Origin of the sequence: Saccharophagus degradans 2-40, assembly GCF_000013665.1 — a bacterium.
GTDB classification, from domain to species: domain Bacteria; phylum Pseudomonadota; class Gammaproteobacteria; order Pseudomonadales; family Cellvibrionaceae; genus Saccharophagus; species Saccharophagus degradans.
Map to the genome: position 1 here is coordinate 237,773 of NC_007912.1, position 19,556 is coordinate 257,328.

The 19,556-nt window shown below is 41.1% G+C and carries 13 protein-coding genes; 5 read left to right on the top strand and 8 right to left on the bottom strand.

Annotated elements, in window-relative coordinates:
- The first annotated feature begins 2 nt into the window (after positions 1-2).
- The 3 genes from SDE_RS00975 (at position 3) to SDE_RS00985 (ending at position 3,442) form a co-directional block, all read left to right on the top strand.
- Positions 3-884, top strand: a complete 882-nt coding sequence (locus SDE_RS00975) for a TniB family NTP-binding protein (protein ID WP_011466676.1) — start codon at positions 3-5, stop codon at positions 882-884.
- A complete protein-coding gene (locus SDE_RS00980) occupies positions 862-1,929 on the top strand; it encodes a TniQ family protein (protein WP_083762911.1) in 1,068 nt (355 codons plus the stop codon). The genes SDE_RS00975 and SDE_RS00980 overlap by 23 nt, the downstream gene beginning before the upstream one ends.
- 124 nt (positions 1,930-2,053) lie before the next feature.
- Positions 2,054-3,442: a hypothetical protein gene (locus SDE_RS00985; protein WP_143710818.1), complete on the top strand. Its 1,389-nt coding sequence runs from the start codon at positions 2,054-2,056 to the stop codon at positions 3,440-3,442.
- On the opposite strand, the gene SDE_RS00990 is transcribed toward SDE_RS00985, so the two are convergent.
- A complete protein-coding gene (locus tag SDE_RS00990; protein ID WP_041323981.1) occupies positions 3,402-5,507 on the bottom strand; it encodes a hypothetical protein in 2,106 nt (701 codons plus the stop codon). The genes SDE_RS00985 and SDE_RS00990 overlap by 41 nt on opposite strands.
- A gap of 185 nt (positions 5,508-5,692) precedes the next feature.
- On the opposite strand from SDE_RS00990, the gene SDE_RS00995 reads away from it, so the two are divergent.
- Complete coding sequence (locus SDE_RS00995; protein WP_011466680.1) at positions 5,693-6,619, top strand: hypothetical protein; 927 nt, start codon at positions 5,693-5,695, stop codon at positions 6,617-6,619.
- A gap of 69 nt (positions 6,620-6,688) precedes the next feature.
- The gene (locus SDE_RS01000) at positions 6,689-7,750 is read left to right on the top strand and encodes a hypothetical protein (RefSeq protein ID WP_143710819.1); all 1,062 of its coding nucleotides are present in this window, start codon (positions 6,689-6,691) and stop codon (positions 7,748-7,750) included.
- Positions 7,751-8,482: 732 nt separating this feature from the next.
- Here SDE_RS01000 and SDE_RS01005 read toward each other — a convergent pair.
- From SDE_RS01005 to SDE_RS01035, 7 genes are all read right to left on the bottom strand, one after another.
- Entirely contained in the window at positions 8,483-12,316 is a 3,834-nt protein-coding gene (locus tag SDE_RS01005) for a hypothetical protein (protein ID WP_011466682.1), read from the bottom strand.
- Positions 12,317-12,742: 426 nt separating this feature from the next.
- Complete coding sequence (locus SDE_RS01010; RefSeq protein WP_011466683.1) at positions 12,743-14,587, bottom strand: UvrD-helicase domain-containing protein; 1,845 nt, start codon at positions 14,585-14,587, stop codon at positions 12,743-12,745.
- Entirely contained in the window at positions 14,562-16,562 is a 2,001-nt protein-coding gene (locus tag SDE_RS01015; RefSeq protein ID WP_011466684.1) for an ATP-dependent nuclease, read from the bottom strand. The genes SDE_RS01010 and SDE_RS01015 overlap by 26 nt, the downstream gene beginning before the upstream one ends.
- 35 nt (positions 16,563-16,597) lie before the next feature.
- Entirely contained in the window at positions 16,598-16,813 is a 216-nt protein-coding gene (gene xseB / locus SDE_RS01020; protein ID WP_011466685.1) for an exodeoxyribonuclease VII small subunit, read from the bottom strand.
- Complete coding sequence (xseA, locus tag SDE_RS21035; RefSeq protein ID WP_011466686.1) at positions 16,803-18,470, bottom strand: exodeoxyribonuclease VII large subunit; 1,668 nt, start codon at positions 18,468-18,470, stop codon at positions 16,803-16,805. The genes xseB and xseA overlap by 11 nt, the downstream gene beginning before the upstream one ends.
- Positions 18,471-18,476: 6 nt before the next feature.
- On the bottom strand, positions 18,477-18,809 hold the full coding sequence (locus SDE_RS01030; protein ID WP_011466687.1) for a hypothetical protein: 333 nt from the start codon (positions 18,807-18,809) through the stop codon (positions 18,477-18,479).
- The gene (locus SDE_RS01035) at positions 18,806-19,480 is read right to left on the bottom strand and encodes a hypothetical protein (protein WP_011466688.1); all 675 of its coding nucleotides are present in this window, start codon (positions 19,478-19,480) and stop codon (positions 18,806-18,808) included. The genes SDE_RS01030 and SDE_RS01035 overlap by 4 nt, the downstream gene beginning before the upstream one ends.
- Positions 19,481-19,556 lie beyond the last annotated feature (76 nt).

The following is a 19,556-nucleotide window of genomic DNA, read 5'->3' on the forward strand; positions in this document are numbered from 1 at the left end:
CTATGTTTGAGCATCTAGATGAGTCGGTGGTGCCAATTATCGGTCAGTCATTAAAAGACAAATTAGACTGGGTGAGAAGTGATTTCTGGGTCGGTTATACTCGAGCGGATGAGATACTTGGGTATCTGGAAGACCTCATGCAATACCCGAAGTCCATACGGATGCCGTGTGCACTGCTGGTTGGGGAGCCAGGTAACGGCAAAAGTACAATTGTTGAAGAGTTTTCGGCTAGACATGAGGTTACATTTAAAGAAACCGGAGAACCTATTAAGCCTGTTCTGGTTATGGATATGCCGTCTCGCCCAAAAGATTCGGAATTTTATAGTCAAATTTTGTTTGCGCTTAGAGTTGCTCATAAGACAAGTGATGGTGTTGAGTCGAAGAAAGATCAAGCCCATCGCATGTTGCTTGCACTTCAAACACGAATTGTTATTTTGGATGAGTTTCACGACATACTTCATTGTACGAGTCGAGAGCAGCGTGCATTTTTAGCAGTACTAAAAAAGCTGACAAATCTTCTTAAAATTCCGATTGTTGGCGTAGGGACACGGGAGGCCATAACTGTTTTCCATACTGATACACAGTTATCTAGTCGATTTGAAGCAATTGGCCTTTCTAAATGGAAGTTAGATAAGGAATTTATAAAACTGCTCGTAAGCTTTGAAAGGTTGTTACCTCTGGCAGAGCCCTCTTACTTAAATAACAGGGAGATAGCGACGAAATTATTTAATATGAGCGAAGGGACAATTGGCGGCTTGAACCGCGTCCTTGTCATGGCCACAACGGAGGCATTAAGGGAAGGTAAAGAAAAAATTACTCTGGAAATATTAAATAAAATTAACTATGTAAAGCTGAAAGACTATGGTCTCCAAGCCAACAAATAAATTATTTCCGAGTTACTGGCCATACCCACTTACACCAAAATCTGATGAGTTACTTAGTTCGTGGTTAGCCAGAAATTCATTTTATACCGGCGTCAATCCGTATCGCTTTTGCGAGCGCTTATTGCCAAGCACTCCCATATGGGATCGAGATATCGACCGATACACTCCTGCAAAGCTAAATGAGAAATTGTCTATTTATTCTGGCGAAAGCATTGAAACAATTGAATCCATGACATTCCGCAAGATGCAGAAAAATGTTCCTTCAAATTGGTTGGACGTTGAAGCGATTACTCCGATGATTTTATCGATTGGTATACATGGGCGTAGTAGGAATAATTTCGGATTGCAGTATTGTCCGTACTGCCTGGGTGAAAATCCCTATTTTCGAAAACATTGGCGATTTGCTTTCTATACTTACTGTGATCGACACTCCTTCCAACTTCTTGACGCTTGCCAGTATTGTGAAGAAAAAATTATCCCTCATAAGTCTGAACGGGTGGATCTGTGCTGGAGCTGCAATCGGAGCTTAAGCCTAATTAGACCCAATGATACTAATTTTTTATCTCTGAGAAGAAATCAGCTACTCACCGTTTCGTCGGAAGGGGTGGTTGGCTGCAATCTATCTATAGATTTTTCTACTACAAATTTTCTGAGGAATATCAGAAATCTCATAAAAGTCATAGTCGAAGTTGATGGCGGGGAACTCACAAGCTCTTTAAAAGGCAAAAAGCTTCAATATGAACTACTAAGGGTTGATGCGAGGCGGAAAATCACCAAAATCTTGGAAGAAGTTATGGCTGAATGGCCAGTATCGTTTCACAAATATATGGTTGGTAATAATGTTACGCAACGAAAATTTGAAAGGTCAGTTTTTGATGAATTTATAATGCGTGAAATTGATAAGCTTCCAGTAGGGAGAAAGGTATATCGAGCCTATAACCCGGTTGTCTATACCCAAGAGCTAAGGAATCTAAAAAGACGTTCTAAAAGCCAATATAGGGTTGATCGAGCAAATCTATTGCTTAAGGACTGCAACGGTGGTTAGTTCTATGCGCGAGTGCGGTCGCTGTGAGTCATCAAAATATCGAATTAGGCGCGTAGAACGAGGCGTTCCCTACTGTGAAAAATGCTACACACATATGTTTCCGTTGACTTCTTGCTGTAGATGTTTGGCAGAAGCGAGAATATTTAAATTCGATGAGATAAAGATTTGCCGCAAATGCAGAAATGTATCGCTCAATTGTGCCCGGTGCAAAAAAGGAATTGATAAAGCCTCAAGAAGGGTTGGCGATTCGCCATTATGCGGTTCTTGTGCAAATGTATTTTATAGAGAGGAAACCAACAATAAATCTGTATATGAATCAGTTGGGGGTAAAAATTCGGAATTCAAAAAACTTGGCGTATCTACCAAATTCATAACGTGTAAACACTGTGGTAAGCATAGAAAGCAAAGCCCAAGCTATAACGAAAACGGCTTGTGTATTGAATGTTTTGAGCGTGGTTGCCCTCATCACGATTGCCCTCAATGCGGGAATGCTGTGGCTGGGATCGGAAATTCTATATGTTCGTACTGTGATCGAAAAAATAAAGTTCAAGCACGCATAATTCTGAATGTAGAAATGCTTGAAGGAGAAGACTTTAGAGAAAGGTTCTTGGTTGCTGCAAAACATATATTAAATAAGTCATCATCAGTTCAGCTGGTTGGAAGGGTTGATAGGCTAGCATCCGCATTTAGATTTTTGGAAGTGCGTTCGAAAAATGCTGAGAGTGTAGATCAGAAGCTAATAATGGATTCGATTGAGGATGAGATTTCTAGATCCTATTCGACCTTGGCAAATATATTGTGTGAAGCATTCTTTGTTGAGTGGAATGCCGAAATTGAGAGTGACATTCAGGAGTCGCGCCGAATACAAGACATTATTTCTCGAAATGATGAGCGGGCTACGGTTGTGCTTAAGAAATACCTAGATTATCTGCTATGTAAAGGAAGTAAAAATTACAAAAAGAAAACTATTCGAGTTTATTTAAGATGTGCGGAAGCATTTTTATATTCTTTATGCAAAAGCAATACTTTATTGGAGTGTTCCCCAGAATCTGTTAGAAATTTTCAGTTGCGAAACCCGGGTTTGCGAGCGTCACTGCGGGTGTTTTTTAATTTTGTTGAGTATTTCAGTGGGGTGAGGTATGCATCTCTGTCTATCCGGAAAACAGATGAAAAGAAGCTCGATCGGTTGCTCAGAGAAAAGTGCAGGGTTCTATCTGCGCGAATTGATAAATCTAGTGACCTTTCTGAGAGGAAGGCATTAACAGCTAAGATGCTCAGTTTGCTTTATGGAATTCCTTTGGGGCTGGTTGTTAATCAGACGGTCGATAGTTTTTTTGTTGATGGAGCTAAAGTTTACTGGAGGATAGATGAAAGCATAATACTGATCCCACAAATTGTCTCGAGTTATCTTATTGAATCAATCTCTAGCGAAAAATCAAGATTTGTGTTTTGGGGGGATGGAAAGGAAAGGCCTATGTCGACTGCGTCGGTGAACTATTGGAGCACCATTTGAGATAGTCGAAAAGTCCAATCGATAGAATTTCATTCAACACATCTTTGAGGTCAAGCTCATTCTTTGAGCTAAATTTATGCTTCCAGAAATCAATGTTAACTTCTGGAAAATATTTTTGGGATAGCATCATTATTTCTTTTTTCTTTCCTTTGCCTAGAGCAATCAAAGTTAACATTAGTTTTATATCTTCATGGTTTGTTGACTTTTCATTATCGATGTACTTATATTTTACGGAATGATAGCTAACCGTTTGGGTGCTCTCTATTTCAATCCAGTAGGTCGTTCGATTATACATATCCTTAATTTCAAAAATAAAAGCCGCTCTTGGTATTTTATCCGCTTTACCTATTTTTAAAGTGCTCCAGCTAAGTCGAGTTTTCACTTTGGACATCGGATTCATTTGATATTCCTTAGGGAATTCATGTGCAGCTCTACCTGATCGTGTAATGGTTACTATTTTTGGATTTACCGATTTTACCGATTTTATCTGTGGGTGTTGAACGAGCATACTCATGATCTTCAGTATCAATCCAAACCTTTCTGTTATGGGGTAATCTGCTGGTTCTGGAACGGCTTCGCCGTTTGCAATCCCTGCCTTTGTGCCAAATGGGTTTCCTGTTGAAATTTCTGAGGTGGTGCGATATTTGGGATCGGATTTTTCTTCATCGGAGTATGACTCGCTAATTTCCTTTGGTTTTTTAAATTCCTTTGGCTGGTTGCTCCAAGTAGCATTTAAGCCTTTTATTGGCGTTGGATTCGGTGCAGAAGGTTCTTCTTCATTCAATATTGTGGGAGGATCTTCAGCTGAGTCATCTAAATTATAATAGGTTGGAGAGTATTGGGAATATGGATTGGGTTTATCCGAATCTGATGACGACTTGCCTTTTTCATTGCTTTTATCATACCGATAGTTAATGTCGGGATAATCATCTGGCCAGTCCACGTGCGTAATATTGTAGAGCAGGTATCTATTTGTGTGCTCGCATAACTTATAGCATCTTCCCGAGACTTTGAGTGATGAAGTGCGAAACGGGATAAGCGCTTTTAGATTTCCTTCGTCGCTAAGAAGTGATCCTGATAGGTAGTTTAGGCAGCGTCTGCCGTACGGATGTATTAGAAGATTTGCCAAAAAAAGTTTGTGATCAGAAGGAAATCCTTTTCGAATAACAATCTCAATAGTGTTGTTTTTCTCGCAATAGTATGAATCGCTTGATTGAATTAGTTGTTCTATGTATTCATCAACAATCGACGTGGAGAGGAAGATATTTGCTAGATAACTTATTGGTGCATAAAAGCAACGAAAGATTTCACAGTCAGGAGTAGCAATTGTTGAGTTGGCTGATGTAAAAATCGTGCAATTGCCATTTAAATAGCCATCGAGTGGAAATAATTTTCTGCTAATTGGCCTGTATGGTAATTCGGGGCGCCACCACTGGGGCTTGTCTGGAAGCTCTTCTGTGACGCTTTGCTCAATACAATTGTCTGTATCAATTTTGAAGTGTTTTATAGGGCTTGGAATAAAGCCGCAGATTTTTCTGTCTTGAATGACTGTTCCTATGGGGATTAGGGGGATCATTCCTGCGTCAACTAATATCGGCTTCTTCCTCCCTGGAGTTGGGAAAATATGATTTGAAGTCAACGGCTCTTGACGAGATTCGTCAATTTCTTCAAGGATCACCCGTACTTGTGGTGTACTGCCCTTCCGATAAGGAGGGGCGACCTGGTCTATCCACCGAACCCACCATAATCCAGGAGGGGCAATTGTAACGATATAGTCATTAGTTGAGCGCATGCTTTTCCGACAGTACTTGAGGAAGTTCCACTGATTCTCGTCATAGAACGGATGACCGACCAAGAAAAAAATGAAGAAAAGTAAAGAAAAGCGCCTTACATGCAGCTCAGTGGCGCGAATGATCGCGCATTTACCTGTTTTTAACGTGCAGTTAACTAACGGATTAATAGGGTTTTCATGGTTTGTATAGTGGGTGGGTAAATGTCTTGTGTTAATTTGAGTGGTTACTTTTAGCTGAATACAATAACGCTCAAAGTTTGCTTGTTGGATCAATATAGGCCGCAATGTAAAATAGAACTGGGCTAGGATGACGGAAATTAAAAGTTATCGGCGCCGATGGTAACATGTTGTAATCGAATCAAATTCTGACGTAATGTTCGCCATGAGTCGCTTAACTTCGCGGACTAACATTTCGCGTATTGGCGCGAATTATCACCTAGCGCGATGTTACTTGGATTATGCAACACGAAATTAAACCAATTACTGTAAGGACTTGGCGGCGCTCACATCTGCATTCCATTCAAAGACCTGAGACTGACTGGACTTTGGGGCTCTATGTTGAAGAATCCATAAAGAGGCGTGTTGTACACTTATTTGCGATTGTGCAAGATTTTGAAGTCGTGCCGTTTCGAACGAGCGCCTTTAAAGTCTGTACTCAAATAGCCAGGTCTCTCAATAGTTCAAGCAGTGTTCTTGATTTCGACTGGACTTTTACTGCAAGCGGTGGGCGTAGCGATATCCTGTTTCATCAACAAAGTGGGTACGTTACCGGCGTATCATTTTCCAATTCGTTGCCCGTAGAAAAGCCTTACTTTCATCAGACTATTGAGAGATACAATGAAGCCCTAAACTCCCGATACGATATGCTGGACGTGCTATCGGATGGCCATCAGGAGCACTATTTGGGACCGCCAAAGCGTATGATGATCATACCCTTGCCACTGCACCCCGAGAAGCATCACGTTATGAATGCCGCATATTTTTTGGATGAAAAGTACAAGGTCATACTTGTCAATACACATGAATTCATAAGTTATTGGATTGAGCAAGAGAAAGAGAGGCATTCGTGTGGCAGTATTGAGGCGCTTAAGGAAATATACGATGCACAGGATTTCAAAGGTGACGACTCTATCTTACCTCCTTTTCATACCACGCTGGAAGAATCAATCTATTTTGTTAGGCCTGAGTTCGAGCAGCCTGATGAAACGGCGATTTTGAAATACATGTTTGTAGCGGGAAATGCTTACCGAATTCGGTTTGTTAATGGTAGGCACAGAACAGTGAATTTTTTCAAACTAGGCGCTCCATTTATTCCTTTAACAGTGGAAAAAGATGTCACTTTTGAAGAATTCAAAAGGCGTTTCGAATGGAGGAAGGGTATTTAATATTAGTCAATCACCAAAATACTAAGGGTCGAATACGGTTTGAATTTGAGAATGAGAGGAAAGTTTTTAGTGAATTATTCACATATTACTAGTGCGAACTCCCTTGAACAGTTAATGCATGATTGTCAAATGCATCTCAAGTTGCGTTGCCGGAATAAAGGGCAAGGGACTGCTTACGCTTTTCAATGCCAATTTTGTGGCGAGTTTCGGGGAAAAGAAGAACCCAAACGATTTCATTCACAACAGCCTGTTGCGGCTGACTTGAAGCTCGCTGAGCTATACCAAAAAAAGTTTCAAGAGCTGAATATGGCTAATTTGAAGGACTTACCTTTAGGTGATTACGCTGAAGAAGGAAAGCCGATCAAAAGTGGCGTTGAGGAGGCTGAAGAATTACAGGCATGCATCGAAAATTTTTGTCAGGAAAACGGATATAACAAAGACAGACTTTTGAAATTATTTCTTTACCGTCAGCGAGAAGCGGCAATTAATGAATATCTTACTCGTTGGAGCAGAGAGTCGGACCTTCATGATTGGTTCTCTGAGGTGTTTGCTAAATGGTTTGATGTATACCACGAAGTTCCAGGTTACGGGTATATTAATGGCGAAAAAATACCATTAAAGATTGACTTCCTCATTAAGGCGAAAGATGAGTTATTGGAGTGTGGATTTACAAACCAATTTTTTGGAGTAGAAGTAAAGTATTTGGACCCGCGATCCGGAAAAGGTTTTCATAAAAAGAGTTCCGAGGGGGTTTTTCAAGCATTGAGCTATTGGTATAGCGGAGCTCGATGGTCGTTGACCGGAGTTCAGAATATAGAGCTTGCTTCGGTTCTGTTTTTGAGCAACCTTTCGTTCAGAGATGAATCCGATCAAGTATTCGAAACTTATGACCGGTTGTATGATAGAACATGGCGTACCTATTTCAGTATTGCTAATCACGCAAACGTTGGAGAAATTCAAATTAGGGAATGGCAAGGGTCACTAAAAAGTTGGAGATTCGACTTCAATGGAGCAGCCTACTTTTCATTTCGGAAGAGTTCCGGATTAAAGTTGGGGAATCCCGATGTTATTAATAAGGGCCGAATTGGGAGCCAAAAGCTAAAAACTAATGAGCTAAAGCGCTTAACGTAGATTGTGTCATCTTGACACCGATTTTTCGCGACTCACGATAATACAACCATAATAAGTGAAAACGCATGTGGTCGAGCTGTAAAGAGTCAGAGTGGGATAATCGGTGGGCAGCCCAGCTGCTTTTTGTTCTTGGGATCGTAATATACAATTTGGCCAAGTTTAGCATTCTGTGGGAGCAATAATTATGCAAGCCGAGCGATCAAATTGCTCGGCCTTTCTAAACGGTATTACTTTTCAATAGGTTTATAGGTAGTATCTCTGGCAAGCGTTTTGTTACGCCTACACACAAAAATTTGAAATAGATATTTTTTTAATAAAGATCAATCTAGTTCAAGTTAATGCATTGTATTTGCTGGCGTGGTGGAGTTAAGTCAGTGTCTAGGTTCAGGTGTCTAATGATATAAGCGGCCAACGCTTTGCGTGTTTCAATAATTAGTTCACTATTTGTCATAGCGTAATCGTATTCGATCATTTTTGCGATGCGGCTATTTGTAGGAATGCGCCCGTCTTTCAAAAGAGCCGATACCGAATTCGGGGGAGCCTGAAAGCCCTGAAGGGTGTCGTCAAAAGTCTAAATGCTTTTTCGCTATGTTGCATTTATTGATAAGACCTATTGCCATTAGCTGTAAGATATGCTTCGCGATAAAGCATTTTGGATTCACGCAGAAAATATTTGGACTTGATCAAACGTTCCTTAGGCCATAACACATATGGCTGGTGGACCTTTCGGGTTCAAGGTGACTTTGACCAGTCAGTAATATCATCGAATTTCAACTTGGGCTTTGTGCTGTCATCATGCTTTGCATCTAATATAGCTTTTCTTTTTGCTTGAACAGCATTAGAGATTTTAGGTGGAATATTGGGAATCTTCTTTAAAATACGTAATATACAATCGCAGGTGCCAAATAAGCGTGGAGGGTAACTATCAAATACTTTATCCAGCAGTTTGATATATTCTGCATATAATGATACATCATTATTTTCTTTTGCTTTCAATAGTTGGCTATAGAGTCTTAAATTATGAAAGTCCTCTTGCAACATTTCACAAGCTAGTTCGAAAACGTCCTTGTCACTCAACCAGAGTTCTATATCAAAAGGATCGTCAAGAATATCAGGAAGATATGGATCAACTATTTCAAACCACTGCTGTTTTGTTTCTTTGTTAGGAGCTAGTGAGAACAGTGCAGACCAAGCTTCAGGCATATAATTCCCTGTGCAATCCAGTTTGATTTTCAGTAGAAGATCGAGCATTCTCTCAGCATGTTTAACGCCGACATCATTAATAACGCTTGCTACTCGCTTGCCGTCGCCGCCAAAGGTAATTTCGCTCCAGGCAAGTTCAAAAAGGTCATGATCAGGTGATCGGGCTATTAACTCAATAATGGGCTCCCATTCTTTGGTGGAATTGTGATGACAGCCGATCCACCACAATGGCTGAGGGTTGCCGCAGAAAACTTTCATGGAGGCGTTAAGCAAGGAAGGCTCCATTATTTCCAAAATAGTATTGGGGCTGTCATCAAGAGAAAGTTGTGTTCCCAAAATAACTTTCTGAAGTGAGGCAGGGACGTTTGCACTGGTTATAACAATCGCTTGTAGCCATATTTTATCCGTACGATTACCTGTTAAGGTATCGGTTAATGCTTCTCTCTCCTCAATTGTTAGATGTTGCCAGTCGTCTACCAAGTCACTGATAATGGCCATTAATGCCGGCGTAGAAGTAAAGGAGAGCAAACGCTCAATTCTCTTTTCTCGCTTTTCAGGGTATTTTTTCGTGGTAGACATTAAAATTTTTGCCACACCAAGGGAGAAGTTACTTGGCAACATTTGATTGTCAAGTTGATTTTCTAAATATCCCATCCAGCTATCACAAATAGCAAGCATTGTATTAGCGCCTACATGCGGCACCGCTTCTCTAAATACATTAAACATACGCGCGTCAGAAAATGTCGCGTTTATGGGCAGTTTTGATATTACAATTGGCATAATTGCCTCAAAAACAGGCCAAGGTGGAGTAATGTCATATTCTTCCTGCGTTCTTTCGAAGATGACCAGAGGATTCATCATGGCAATTGCGTTAGATACGCATTCAGACATCTGGATAAGACCGGCAATCAGTTTATCTTGCCGTTCTTGTGTGAGCGTTTCCCAGCTAATGATGGTTGCATTTAGTACTGCTAATGCAACGCTGGGGTGGTTCTCTTGAAATATTCTTTCTAATATATCATTGTCATCAGTACGTGTAATAGAAAGCCATATTCTGGCAACTTCAGAGCGAATGATGGCGACATCATTGGATAATAAAGTTTTTACAGCATGATGAGAAATTTTATCAGGTTGCGCTGAATAGAATCTTAGTATTTTCTCTATTTGCTCAGGTGTTAAAAAAGTCTCGCTATTTCCATCTAAGGTTTGCAAATAGTCTATTACCTCACCTTCGTTAACATGTTGATATTGCCGAAAGAATGAATCAGTAGAGTGACTGGTATCAATAACAGCCTCACCATTGACCCAAGTAATATTATCAAGCGAATGAAAACTAACGCGGTTAACCCATTCCTGTAAGTCTTTTTGCATTCCATCGTTCAGAGAAACCTTTGGGTTCAATAGAAAGTCGAAACAAAGGTCACGAGTGGCTGGAAAAAACGATTTTAAGCCACTTTCGGCGAGTTTAAGCAGCTCCTCCTGTTGTTTTAATCTTTTGCCAAGGTAGGTATAAACCCAATGAAGGTTACGAGCTGTTGAGCGACTTGTTATTGGTGTTATTGTTCGAAGGCCGCGTTCAGTGATGTTAATGATCTTTTGGGCAAGTCTCGCACTGGGGTTTTCCAAAGTTAGCTCTGCTGCTGACTGATAAAACGCATGGGTAATGCGAATCGTCCCATTATCATCAATATTAATGATATTTCTCTTCTCAAGATCATCCAGCTGGGATTGATGTACTTCTGACAAGGTGTATTCCTTGTCATAGCAGGGTGGCTCAAAGCCCTTAGGAGTGCCTGCACCCAAGGAAAATGTGTGACAGTCTTCTTCATATTCGGGCAATTGAACTTCATCACATAATATAAATGCCAAATCCTTTTCGTCTATACCATGCATGGTAGACGATGTGATAGCTAAGGATTGTAATAGTTGTTCGTAACCATTGTTGGTCAACGCAAGGGATAGATCTTTTGCATCAGTTCTAGCATGACGAGTAATATTTTCCAGAGCGTAGTTGTCATTCAATTCGTGATGGTTTATAGCTAAATAATTTAAACAACCAGGCTCTAGATCAATATCATTATTCTGTAACCCAGTGATAACAATTTTCTTTAACGATGGATCAACTGTATAGGTATCGCAAAGAGATAGCCATAAATTGACGAGAAACGTGGATGTGTAATATTTACTTTGAAAAAAACTATTAGCGTGTAGCTGTACATCTTCAATTTTGTTTTGATTGGTAGTGAATAGAAGCTGATCTTGGGATTGTGCAACAATAAGTTTTCTCTTTGACGATAGAGTAGTGGCAAGTTGTTTTAACTTTGTAAGTGCTTGTATAGGATTAGCAATTAGTTGTGTGCCACCGAACGGGTCATCAAGAAAGGCTAAGCGCGGATGGTGGCTCATATGGTATAGAAAACGTTCTGCTTCTTCTATATCATTACAAAGTAAAACGTTATAGCCCTTGGATTGATAATCTGTTGCGAGTTTTCTAGCTAGAAAGGTTTTTCCTGTTCTTGGTGAGCCAGATAGCAGCAGGACGTTTTCAGTAGCAAGAATCTTGTGAAAGTTGTCTTCGTCTCCACGTAACACATATTTACCAAGGAGGACTGGCGCTGGTTTCGCTTCATCAATGATGGTGCGAACCGAAGGGAAAGCATCAATTATATTTTTTGTATCTTTGGCATCTTTAACCGCCTGATAGAGTTTTAAAAGTACATTTTCATGCTGGTCTTGTGGGACATGATGTTTTTGTTGAAGGATATTACAACAAATTGAGTTTATCGTCTGATCATCAGTACGTTCAATAACGATTAGTTTGTGTAGTATTTTGGCCAAATTCGCGGGGGTTAATCGGCCTGCCAGATCGTTACAGTGTTTTGCGCGTTCTTGCATGAGTTTTGAAGGTGTTGCACTTTGATATATTTTGGCGCTCGATAGATTATCCAAAAGTATAGACGCATTCTTATTTTGTATCTTGCCTGACTTATGTGCTTCTAGCTTCCATCCCCAAGGGTGAGTGTAAATGGATGTTTCATCGTCACATCGGCCAGTCATTACCAGCACAACGTACAAATGATCATTTTCGATGAGCTTTTCCAGTAGAGTATCTTTCGCGGATCTGTCTGGCATATGTGCCAAGCACTCCACAATAAAATCCATTGTGACTGGTTTATCAGCACCTTTTACTTGTATTTCAACAATATGGTTATGTTGGTCATTTAAGTACAATACTCCATCTTCACAACCCTCACGCTCAACAAAAAATTCAGCATTATCACAATCGTAAAAGTGCAGCATTATGGCAATGCAGGCTCTATCCTGAAAGTCGTATTTCTTCTGACCAATGATTGCTATTGTCATTTAGCGTCCAGTTATCCGTGCTGTTCATGGAGCTATAGAGGATAATGCTTACCTGTTGGAAATACTAGAAAGTATCTCGATACTAGGCCGAAAACCATGCTGATTAGGTAATGAACAGCATCGAAAATACCCCAGGTTCCAGCTATTTGTATAAAAGGGTTCTTAATGCTGCTTTAGCTTCATAGTCGTATTCCAATGATACAAGCCAGAAAGACTGCTTTGCAGATAGTTGTACGATCTGGCCTGAATTAGTTTTCAATAGTGTCTGGTTGTTTACGCCTTTTTATCGAATTACATATTCTAATGATCGATCGGTTCTAATTATATGTATAAAGTGACGCATGAGGTTGTCTAGCTTATGATTGTTGTTATCCGCAAACGGTAGGTTCAACTTTTATTGCTTCGCTTGTTTGCAACGTTGAGAAATTAATTTTCGCAACCAGGTCCAGCCAATTTATTAACACCAACACTTGTTAAGATTTCTTCAATCCAGGTAACGGGATTCCCTGTTTGAGAGCAAGAAGTGAAAAAAGTACTTTGCTTGGCTCGCGTAAACGCCACAAAAAATGATCGCAATTCTTCTGGGTTATCAGGTGTCAGACTCCACCATGTCTTAGCATCAAGCCCAAAAAATATGATGGTCTGAAACTCTAGCCCTTTACTTTTGTGTATGGTCATCAGCGGAACTTGATCGACACCTTGAAATCTATCAAGCGCTTCCAGCCAGGATGACGAGCAATCCGCGCACTCTTCAAGCAAGCTAACAATGCCATTGAGTACCCTGTTGTAATCTCTGTCTTGCTTATACTCAGAAATAGAACTTCTTATCGCGTCTTCAGTTAAAAAAGCGAGAATCGATGAGATGGTAGGGTTAATTCGACCTTTATGAAAATTACCGTTGCTAAGGTCTTGCCTTAATAATCTTGAAAAATATTGTAGCCGATCTTGCTGCTGGCTATGTGCTCTTTCATCTACGAAATCAACACCTTCCAAAGCACAAAGGCTTATGAGTGCTCTATTCCAATTTTCCGGACTCCTTTCTAGTACACCGAGATATAAAAAAGGCAAAATAATTGTGGTTAGCTTTTCTGTCAAGATATCTTGGATTGCGATTCCGTCCACTATCCGTGCAACATTTCTGATGGAGATACCTTTATTTAACAAGTGTGGTGCAATTTCAACCTCCAATTTGTCTGCGTGTGTTCTTACGAGTATTGCTAATTCATGAGCTTTGGTCCCTGAGTTGATTTGTTCAGATATCCAATTTGAAACACCTTGAATTTCATCATTGCGGTCGGAATACCCCCATATCGCCGCTACGTCCCCTTTCATATTTTTCGTATTCTTTGCCTCGGGCTGAGTCAAACCCGGGGTAATCATCTGTGCGATGGCATGTTGCATTGACACCAATTCAGGATGTGATCTCCAGTTAGAAACGAGGTCGAAATTCTTCGCTCCAAAGTCTTGATTAAATACATTAAAAGCTTCTGGTAGTGCTCCCGCCCACCCCATAATTTGCTGTTTATCATCACCGACCGCTGTAATTAGGCTATTACTTTCTAGAAAAATAAATTTTAAAAGTTCATATTGCGGCGATGTTGTATCTTGAAATTCGTCTAAGAAGACAAATGGGTAAGTGGATCGTAAGGCATGTTTAATATTTGGGTTTGAGCGTATAAGGTATTCAATCAAACGGTTTATCATTTGAAAAGACAATGCCACTTCGTCAGATGTCAGACGACACTGCCAATATGATTTAAGGGCCAGATAATTGTGTTGACCCGCCGGAAGAGGCAGGTTAGCGATGTCTTTCTGAAGCTGGTAGACATTTACGCCGCGTATTTTTTGGTTATTCAAGAACTCTTGAAACGTTCCTTTATTTGGAAAGTATATGTTGTAATCGGGTGGTGGTGCGTAAGGCTCAGGTATCGCCAGACGAAAGCGATCCAAAAGGAACTTAGTAAATCCATCGTAAGTAAAGGATTCAAATCGCCTTGATTGTTCTGGAGCACAGCGCAGGTTGACACGTTCTTTTAAAACACGTGCTGCATCATTTTTAAAGCTAATGGCGAGAATTCTATTAGGGTCCGAGCAAATACCCGTTTGCAAAAGATAAGCAGCCTTCTGAGCAAGAAATTCCGTTTTACCCGCGCCAGCTCCTGCCAAAACGGCTGCATGTTGCTTGTTTTCTCTTAACCCCTCCCACGCATTGGGCTCAAGATCATCGACCCCTTGAGGCTTCCATTCACAGGGGTTGATTCTGGTGACCATTTTCACTTCCCATCACAATATTTATTACTTTGGATACCAAGGCTTTAAGCTCCCTTGGTGCATCTCTAGAAAGTCTCTCTTTGCTAAGTTTGGAAAGTGCTTTTATATGAGTTTCTGGCTTACTTTTATTATTTAAAAAGAGGTATGGATACCACCTGAAGGTGTCGTCGTATTGGTCTTCGTACAAACTGCTGTCACCGTCTGTTTTTAGCGTTGCGATTTTCGCATTTTCAATTGACTCTGGGGTGTTCCTTGGTCCGCGCCCGCCCGGGTTTGGAATCTTGTACTCTTCAGGAAACGAGAGAAGCATTGCAAAATCAATATCCAGTGGATCAGAAAAATAAACACCTTCAGCCTCAAATACATTGAGCCAATCGTTATCATCAAAGTCATACCAAATATCTGCATCTTCCAGAGTATCAATTTTATCAGGATCAAGTAATCTATCTTCGACGACAGAATTACTGTTCCAATCGATGCCCATTTCATCAAGCCGATCGGCGGTCCCTTGAACTAATTTTGCACCGCCATGAGACCGTCCGGCATCCAGATCAAGTAGAGTAACGAAGGGGATCTTTAAATCGCTTAGTAGTTTCCAAAAATGAACACAGTAGCGTCCTCCTAATGGAACTACGGGTACAAAGGAAGGATCCAGTGGGAATCCCATAGCCTCAGCTAGGCGAGGAATAACGATTTCTTCTGAAGCACCCTCACCGAGTATGACGCACCGAGCAAAATAAATTTCTGGATAGGCCTTGACTGCCAGTCGAATAAATTTTGATGCTTCTTCATCGTCTTCCGGTAGAAGTATTTTTTGCACAGATGAAGTACGATTGCTTCTATCAAGTCGAAAATAGCGAACATTTTCGGGCTCCAATCTCGAAATAATTGAAGCAGAGTGACTCGAAATCAATACCTGAGCGGCGTCAAGACTGCCGATTTCCAATGCTTGCTCGATAATCCGACTTAGAAAAAATGGAGATAACGAATTTTCCGGTTCCTCAATTGCGAGAAGTGTTAAACATACTCTCCTCATCTTGTCATGATCGAAGGGGCTGTCTTCGTAATTCATTTCTATAGCTGCCAGCTCTGCTTCGAGTGTGGCGGCGGTCAGTGCGATGTGAAACAAGGATTTTTGCCCATCACTTAGATCAGCCAGATCTCGCTCTTGACCAAATTCGTTTGGGAAAAATGTAAACCCTGCGTTTTGGATTATACGTTCGAACCGACTGTCGATTAATTTCAATCGTGGATCAGTGTCAGTATCCGCGTCGTGAACTTGCTTCCAGCGGGAAGATAATTTTTCGAGCAATAATTTTGCGGGGGCCTCATTGGCATAACTAGCTTGAATATTTTTAGAAAGTGCTTCGACGTGATTGCGAAACTCATCAGACCATTTGGCCGCTTGCCAAAACCGACTCTTTATAAGGTTGGTCACCTGTTCGCTGATATTTCTATGCGCAGGAATATAAATTAGCTGAATTCTGCTTCTTTCCGAAGCCTGCACCCTCGTGCAATCCTTTTCCCAGTCAAAATTGTTTGTAAGTCTAGGGGCCCATCGAATGTCTTCCTCTACTGAACCCAAAGGCGTTCCGTCATCGATCCATTTTGCCTTCAATATTATACGTGCTTTAAGGTCTCCGCCGGGCGTCTCCACGGCCATTTGCTGGAAAAACTCAGGTATTGTGTCAGCCCCGTCAGGCTCATCATGCCCAGGGAATGAGAGTATTACGTCGATAGATAAGGTGCTTCCACTCGCAAGTTCGTCTTTATCATGCTCGATGTGAAAATCTGTTTTTCGCACTTGTCGCTGCTTACTTGTAACACCAAATAACCTAGAGAGTGCTTGAATTGCCGCTGTCTTTCCTGAACCATTAGAGCCAATAAAAACGGTAGAATTATCCTGAAGCGTAAAAGTTGTAGTCTCCCGGCCAAAACAACGGAAATTGGTGATAGATATTTGCTCTACTTTCATTGCCTTAAATCCTCTTGGGCACGAGACTTTTAATTCTAGTTTTGGTTTTCGGGTTCGCCTTTTCGCTCCACTTCTTTTAGCATTTGCTCAACCTGATTGATTCGTTCCATGCATTTTTTATAGGCTTCCGTGCCTTGTTGTACCAATGGGATAATAGCGTCAACGTCTGGAGTCTCCTGGTTTGAAAGCGTATCCGCGGCCTCTTTTAATTTGTAATAATTTTCCATGTACTCTGATGTTTCATTGCTCATGATTGTCCTCCAATATATGGGCTTCTACGAAGCCATCTTTTAATCTTAAACTTACATTTTTTTGCTTTAGAACATCCTTTTTAGTGGTCAATACCTTTTTTTCATTCGACATTATCAACGCGAAGCCCTTCGCTAGAATTTTACTTGGATCCAGTAGTAGCACTCGTTCCACCAAGATCTTAATGTCACTTTTTATTGCAGTGAGTGATTGGGCAGCATTTACTCTCAGCGATTTACTTTCATTTTCTATGGCATTCCGCTGTTGCCCCAAATAGTACTTTGTTGCTTTTAGAGATTCTTCATATTTATAAAGCACACTGGATTTAGCTTGGTGAGCCGAATTTGATGCTCCTTGCCTCATTTGAATATTGTAATGTTGGACTGACGATTTTGCCGTTGAAGTTGAGTGATGTGCTCGCCGTATAACATCAATCTTAAGTTGCTGGATATGTGAACCAATGCTTCGTATGTTAACCTTGGTATCATTTATTGCAGATCTAAAAGATTCGCTTACAAGCTCTTTGGCTTGTTGGATGCTACGTCCAGAAAATAGTTTAATGTTGATGTAATTTTCTTCGTTTTGTCTCTTTGCGTTTTGAATCAGTAAGTTCGGAACATGTGTGAGGCTGGTATTATGTTCGGTAACTTGCCGCCTTGCAGACTCGAGTTTCTTATGTGATAAAAGGGAAATGTTTGCTCTATAATCCCTTAGCTCTTGCTTTGCAAATGATGAGATAGACTGCGAGGACCTCACGAGTAATTCGTAGTTAAATTTTGCATCCCTTGCATTTTTAACAATGGCTTCTTGAATAAAGCTGGCTACGAGAGAAGGAGTGGCAAGGCGGCAATTGGCAACCTCATCCAGTATGGTTGAGTCCCGCTCATGTCCAATCCCAACGAGCACAGGAATCGGAGATCGGCATATACATCGAGCGATTTTAATTTCGTTGAGTTGATAGAGCCCAGCTTTGTCTCCACCTCCCCGCACAATGGCTAATGCGTCGTATTGGTTTCCATTTTCTATATCGACAACGACTTGTGAAATTGCTGAAACAATACTAGCCACAGCATTTGCACCTTGAAATAGAGAAGGGTAATAATTAAATTTACATAGATTATATTTTTCCAGTCGATCAGCGATTGTTTTAAAGTCGCCTAATCCGGCTGCAGATTCTGGCGATACCACCGCGACGCGACAAAAATCTTTGGGCTTGTCCAAATATCTATTGCGGTTAATCTCGTTCAGCGAAGTTAGGCGCTCTCTAATCGCTTGGAGCTTGGCCTCCATGTCGCCTAACGTAAATTTAGGATCGATATTCTCTACGACCAGAGAAAGACCAAATTCAGGATGAAACTGCACCCGGCATTGAAAAAGAATTTTTAGACCGGCTTTCAAGCTGGAGCCAGTTGATTGCTCAAAAGAAGATACAATGTTGATATTGGATGACCAGATCCAAGCGCGAGCTTTAGCTCCCTGCGATCCATCGTAGGATGCTAGCTCTAAAGATAAATGATTACCTTTCGATGTGTCGGCTTTGAGTATTTCTGCGCGAACCCAATAGCTTCCTGGCAATTGCGTTTTGAGTGCGGTCCCAATCCGATTTAGGAAAACATCAAGTCCTTCACCTTGTTCGGTTCCTTGTTCGCTGCCTGCCATGCTTTATTACCATTCGGATGGATTTTCGTAGGCTTGTCGAACCAGGTCATCAAAACCGTCGTCATCTAAGTCGTCAGGGTTTCCAAACGGATAACCTGAGTCGTGTATCAGGCCGGTAATTGAACTTAAATCGATTTCTGGATATGCCATTTTCAAAAGGGAAAAAATAATAGATGAGTCGAGGCTATTTTCCCCAACGTGAGCAATGAATGTATGTAGTGCCCTGGAAGGGCTGGCCCCGGATTCAATCTCCCGAGTAAATACTTGCAGTTCATCGTCGGTATATTTATTGATAAGTGCAGGCTCTATAGTGTACAAATCAGGCTTGTCTTTGCTCATAGTAAAGCGTCCTCTTTGTTTTTAAACCAATGAACCTTGGCGCCTAGCCATGCACCTTTTTTTACTCCGGTATCAAGTGCCTCGACATGGTGATATCCGAGTGACTCCATCATTCCTTTTGACCAATCTTTTTCAATCTTAGAGGGTGACATACCAGCTCGAATACCTACCTGCAGGCGCAGAAGATTGTCATTGATGTAGGTGTTGACGATATTTTTAACTCCGTAGCGCTGCTCCATCCTTTGGATCATTTTCTTGAGTTCATGATGGGCATAGAAACCACTTACGTAGACCCGTTTGCTTGGATCTGTCGGATGATTTGCGTAGGAGCGGATGTCCCAGTGGATGAAAGGCCAGCGACCTACTCTATGAGAGGGCTCATAATAGCCTCGCAAGTAAGCGGCGCGTGTACCTTGAAATTCCACCACATATTGGTCGCCAATAAACCCATTGCGGGTTCTTTCGGCGTTAATGACTAAGCGATCTTGCTTTACCTGGATCGCTGAAAATGAAACTTTAAACCAGTTCCCGTCGATGGGTATCTCTATCGGAGTCGTGTCGTCCTTGCTTTGGATGTGCTCCTCTAACGGAGATGCCAGATCACCTAATACCCCTTGCTTGTCTTTCTTCAGAAGCTCTAACTTCTTCTTAAAAAAATCGTTATTCGCCATACTCCCTCGCTCTTATTGTCGCAGAAATATCTCTTTAGGCGTATAGATTATCTTCTGGTGCCTTTGACGGTTTAAC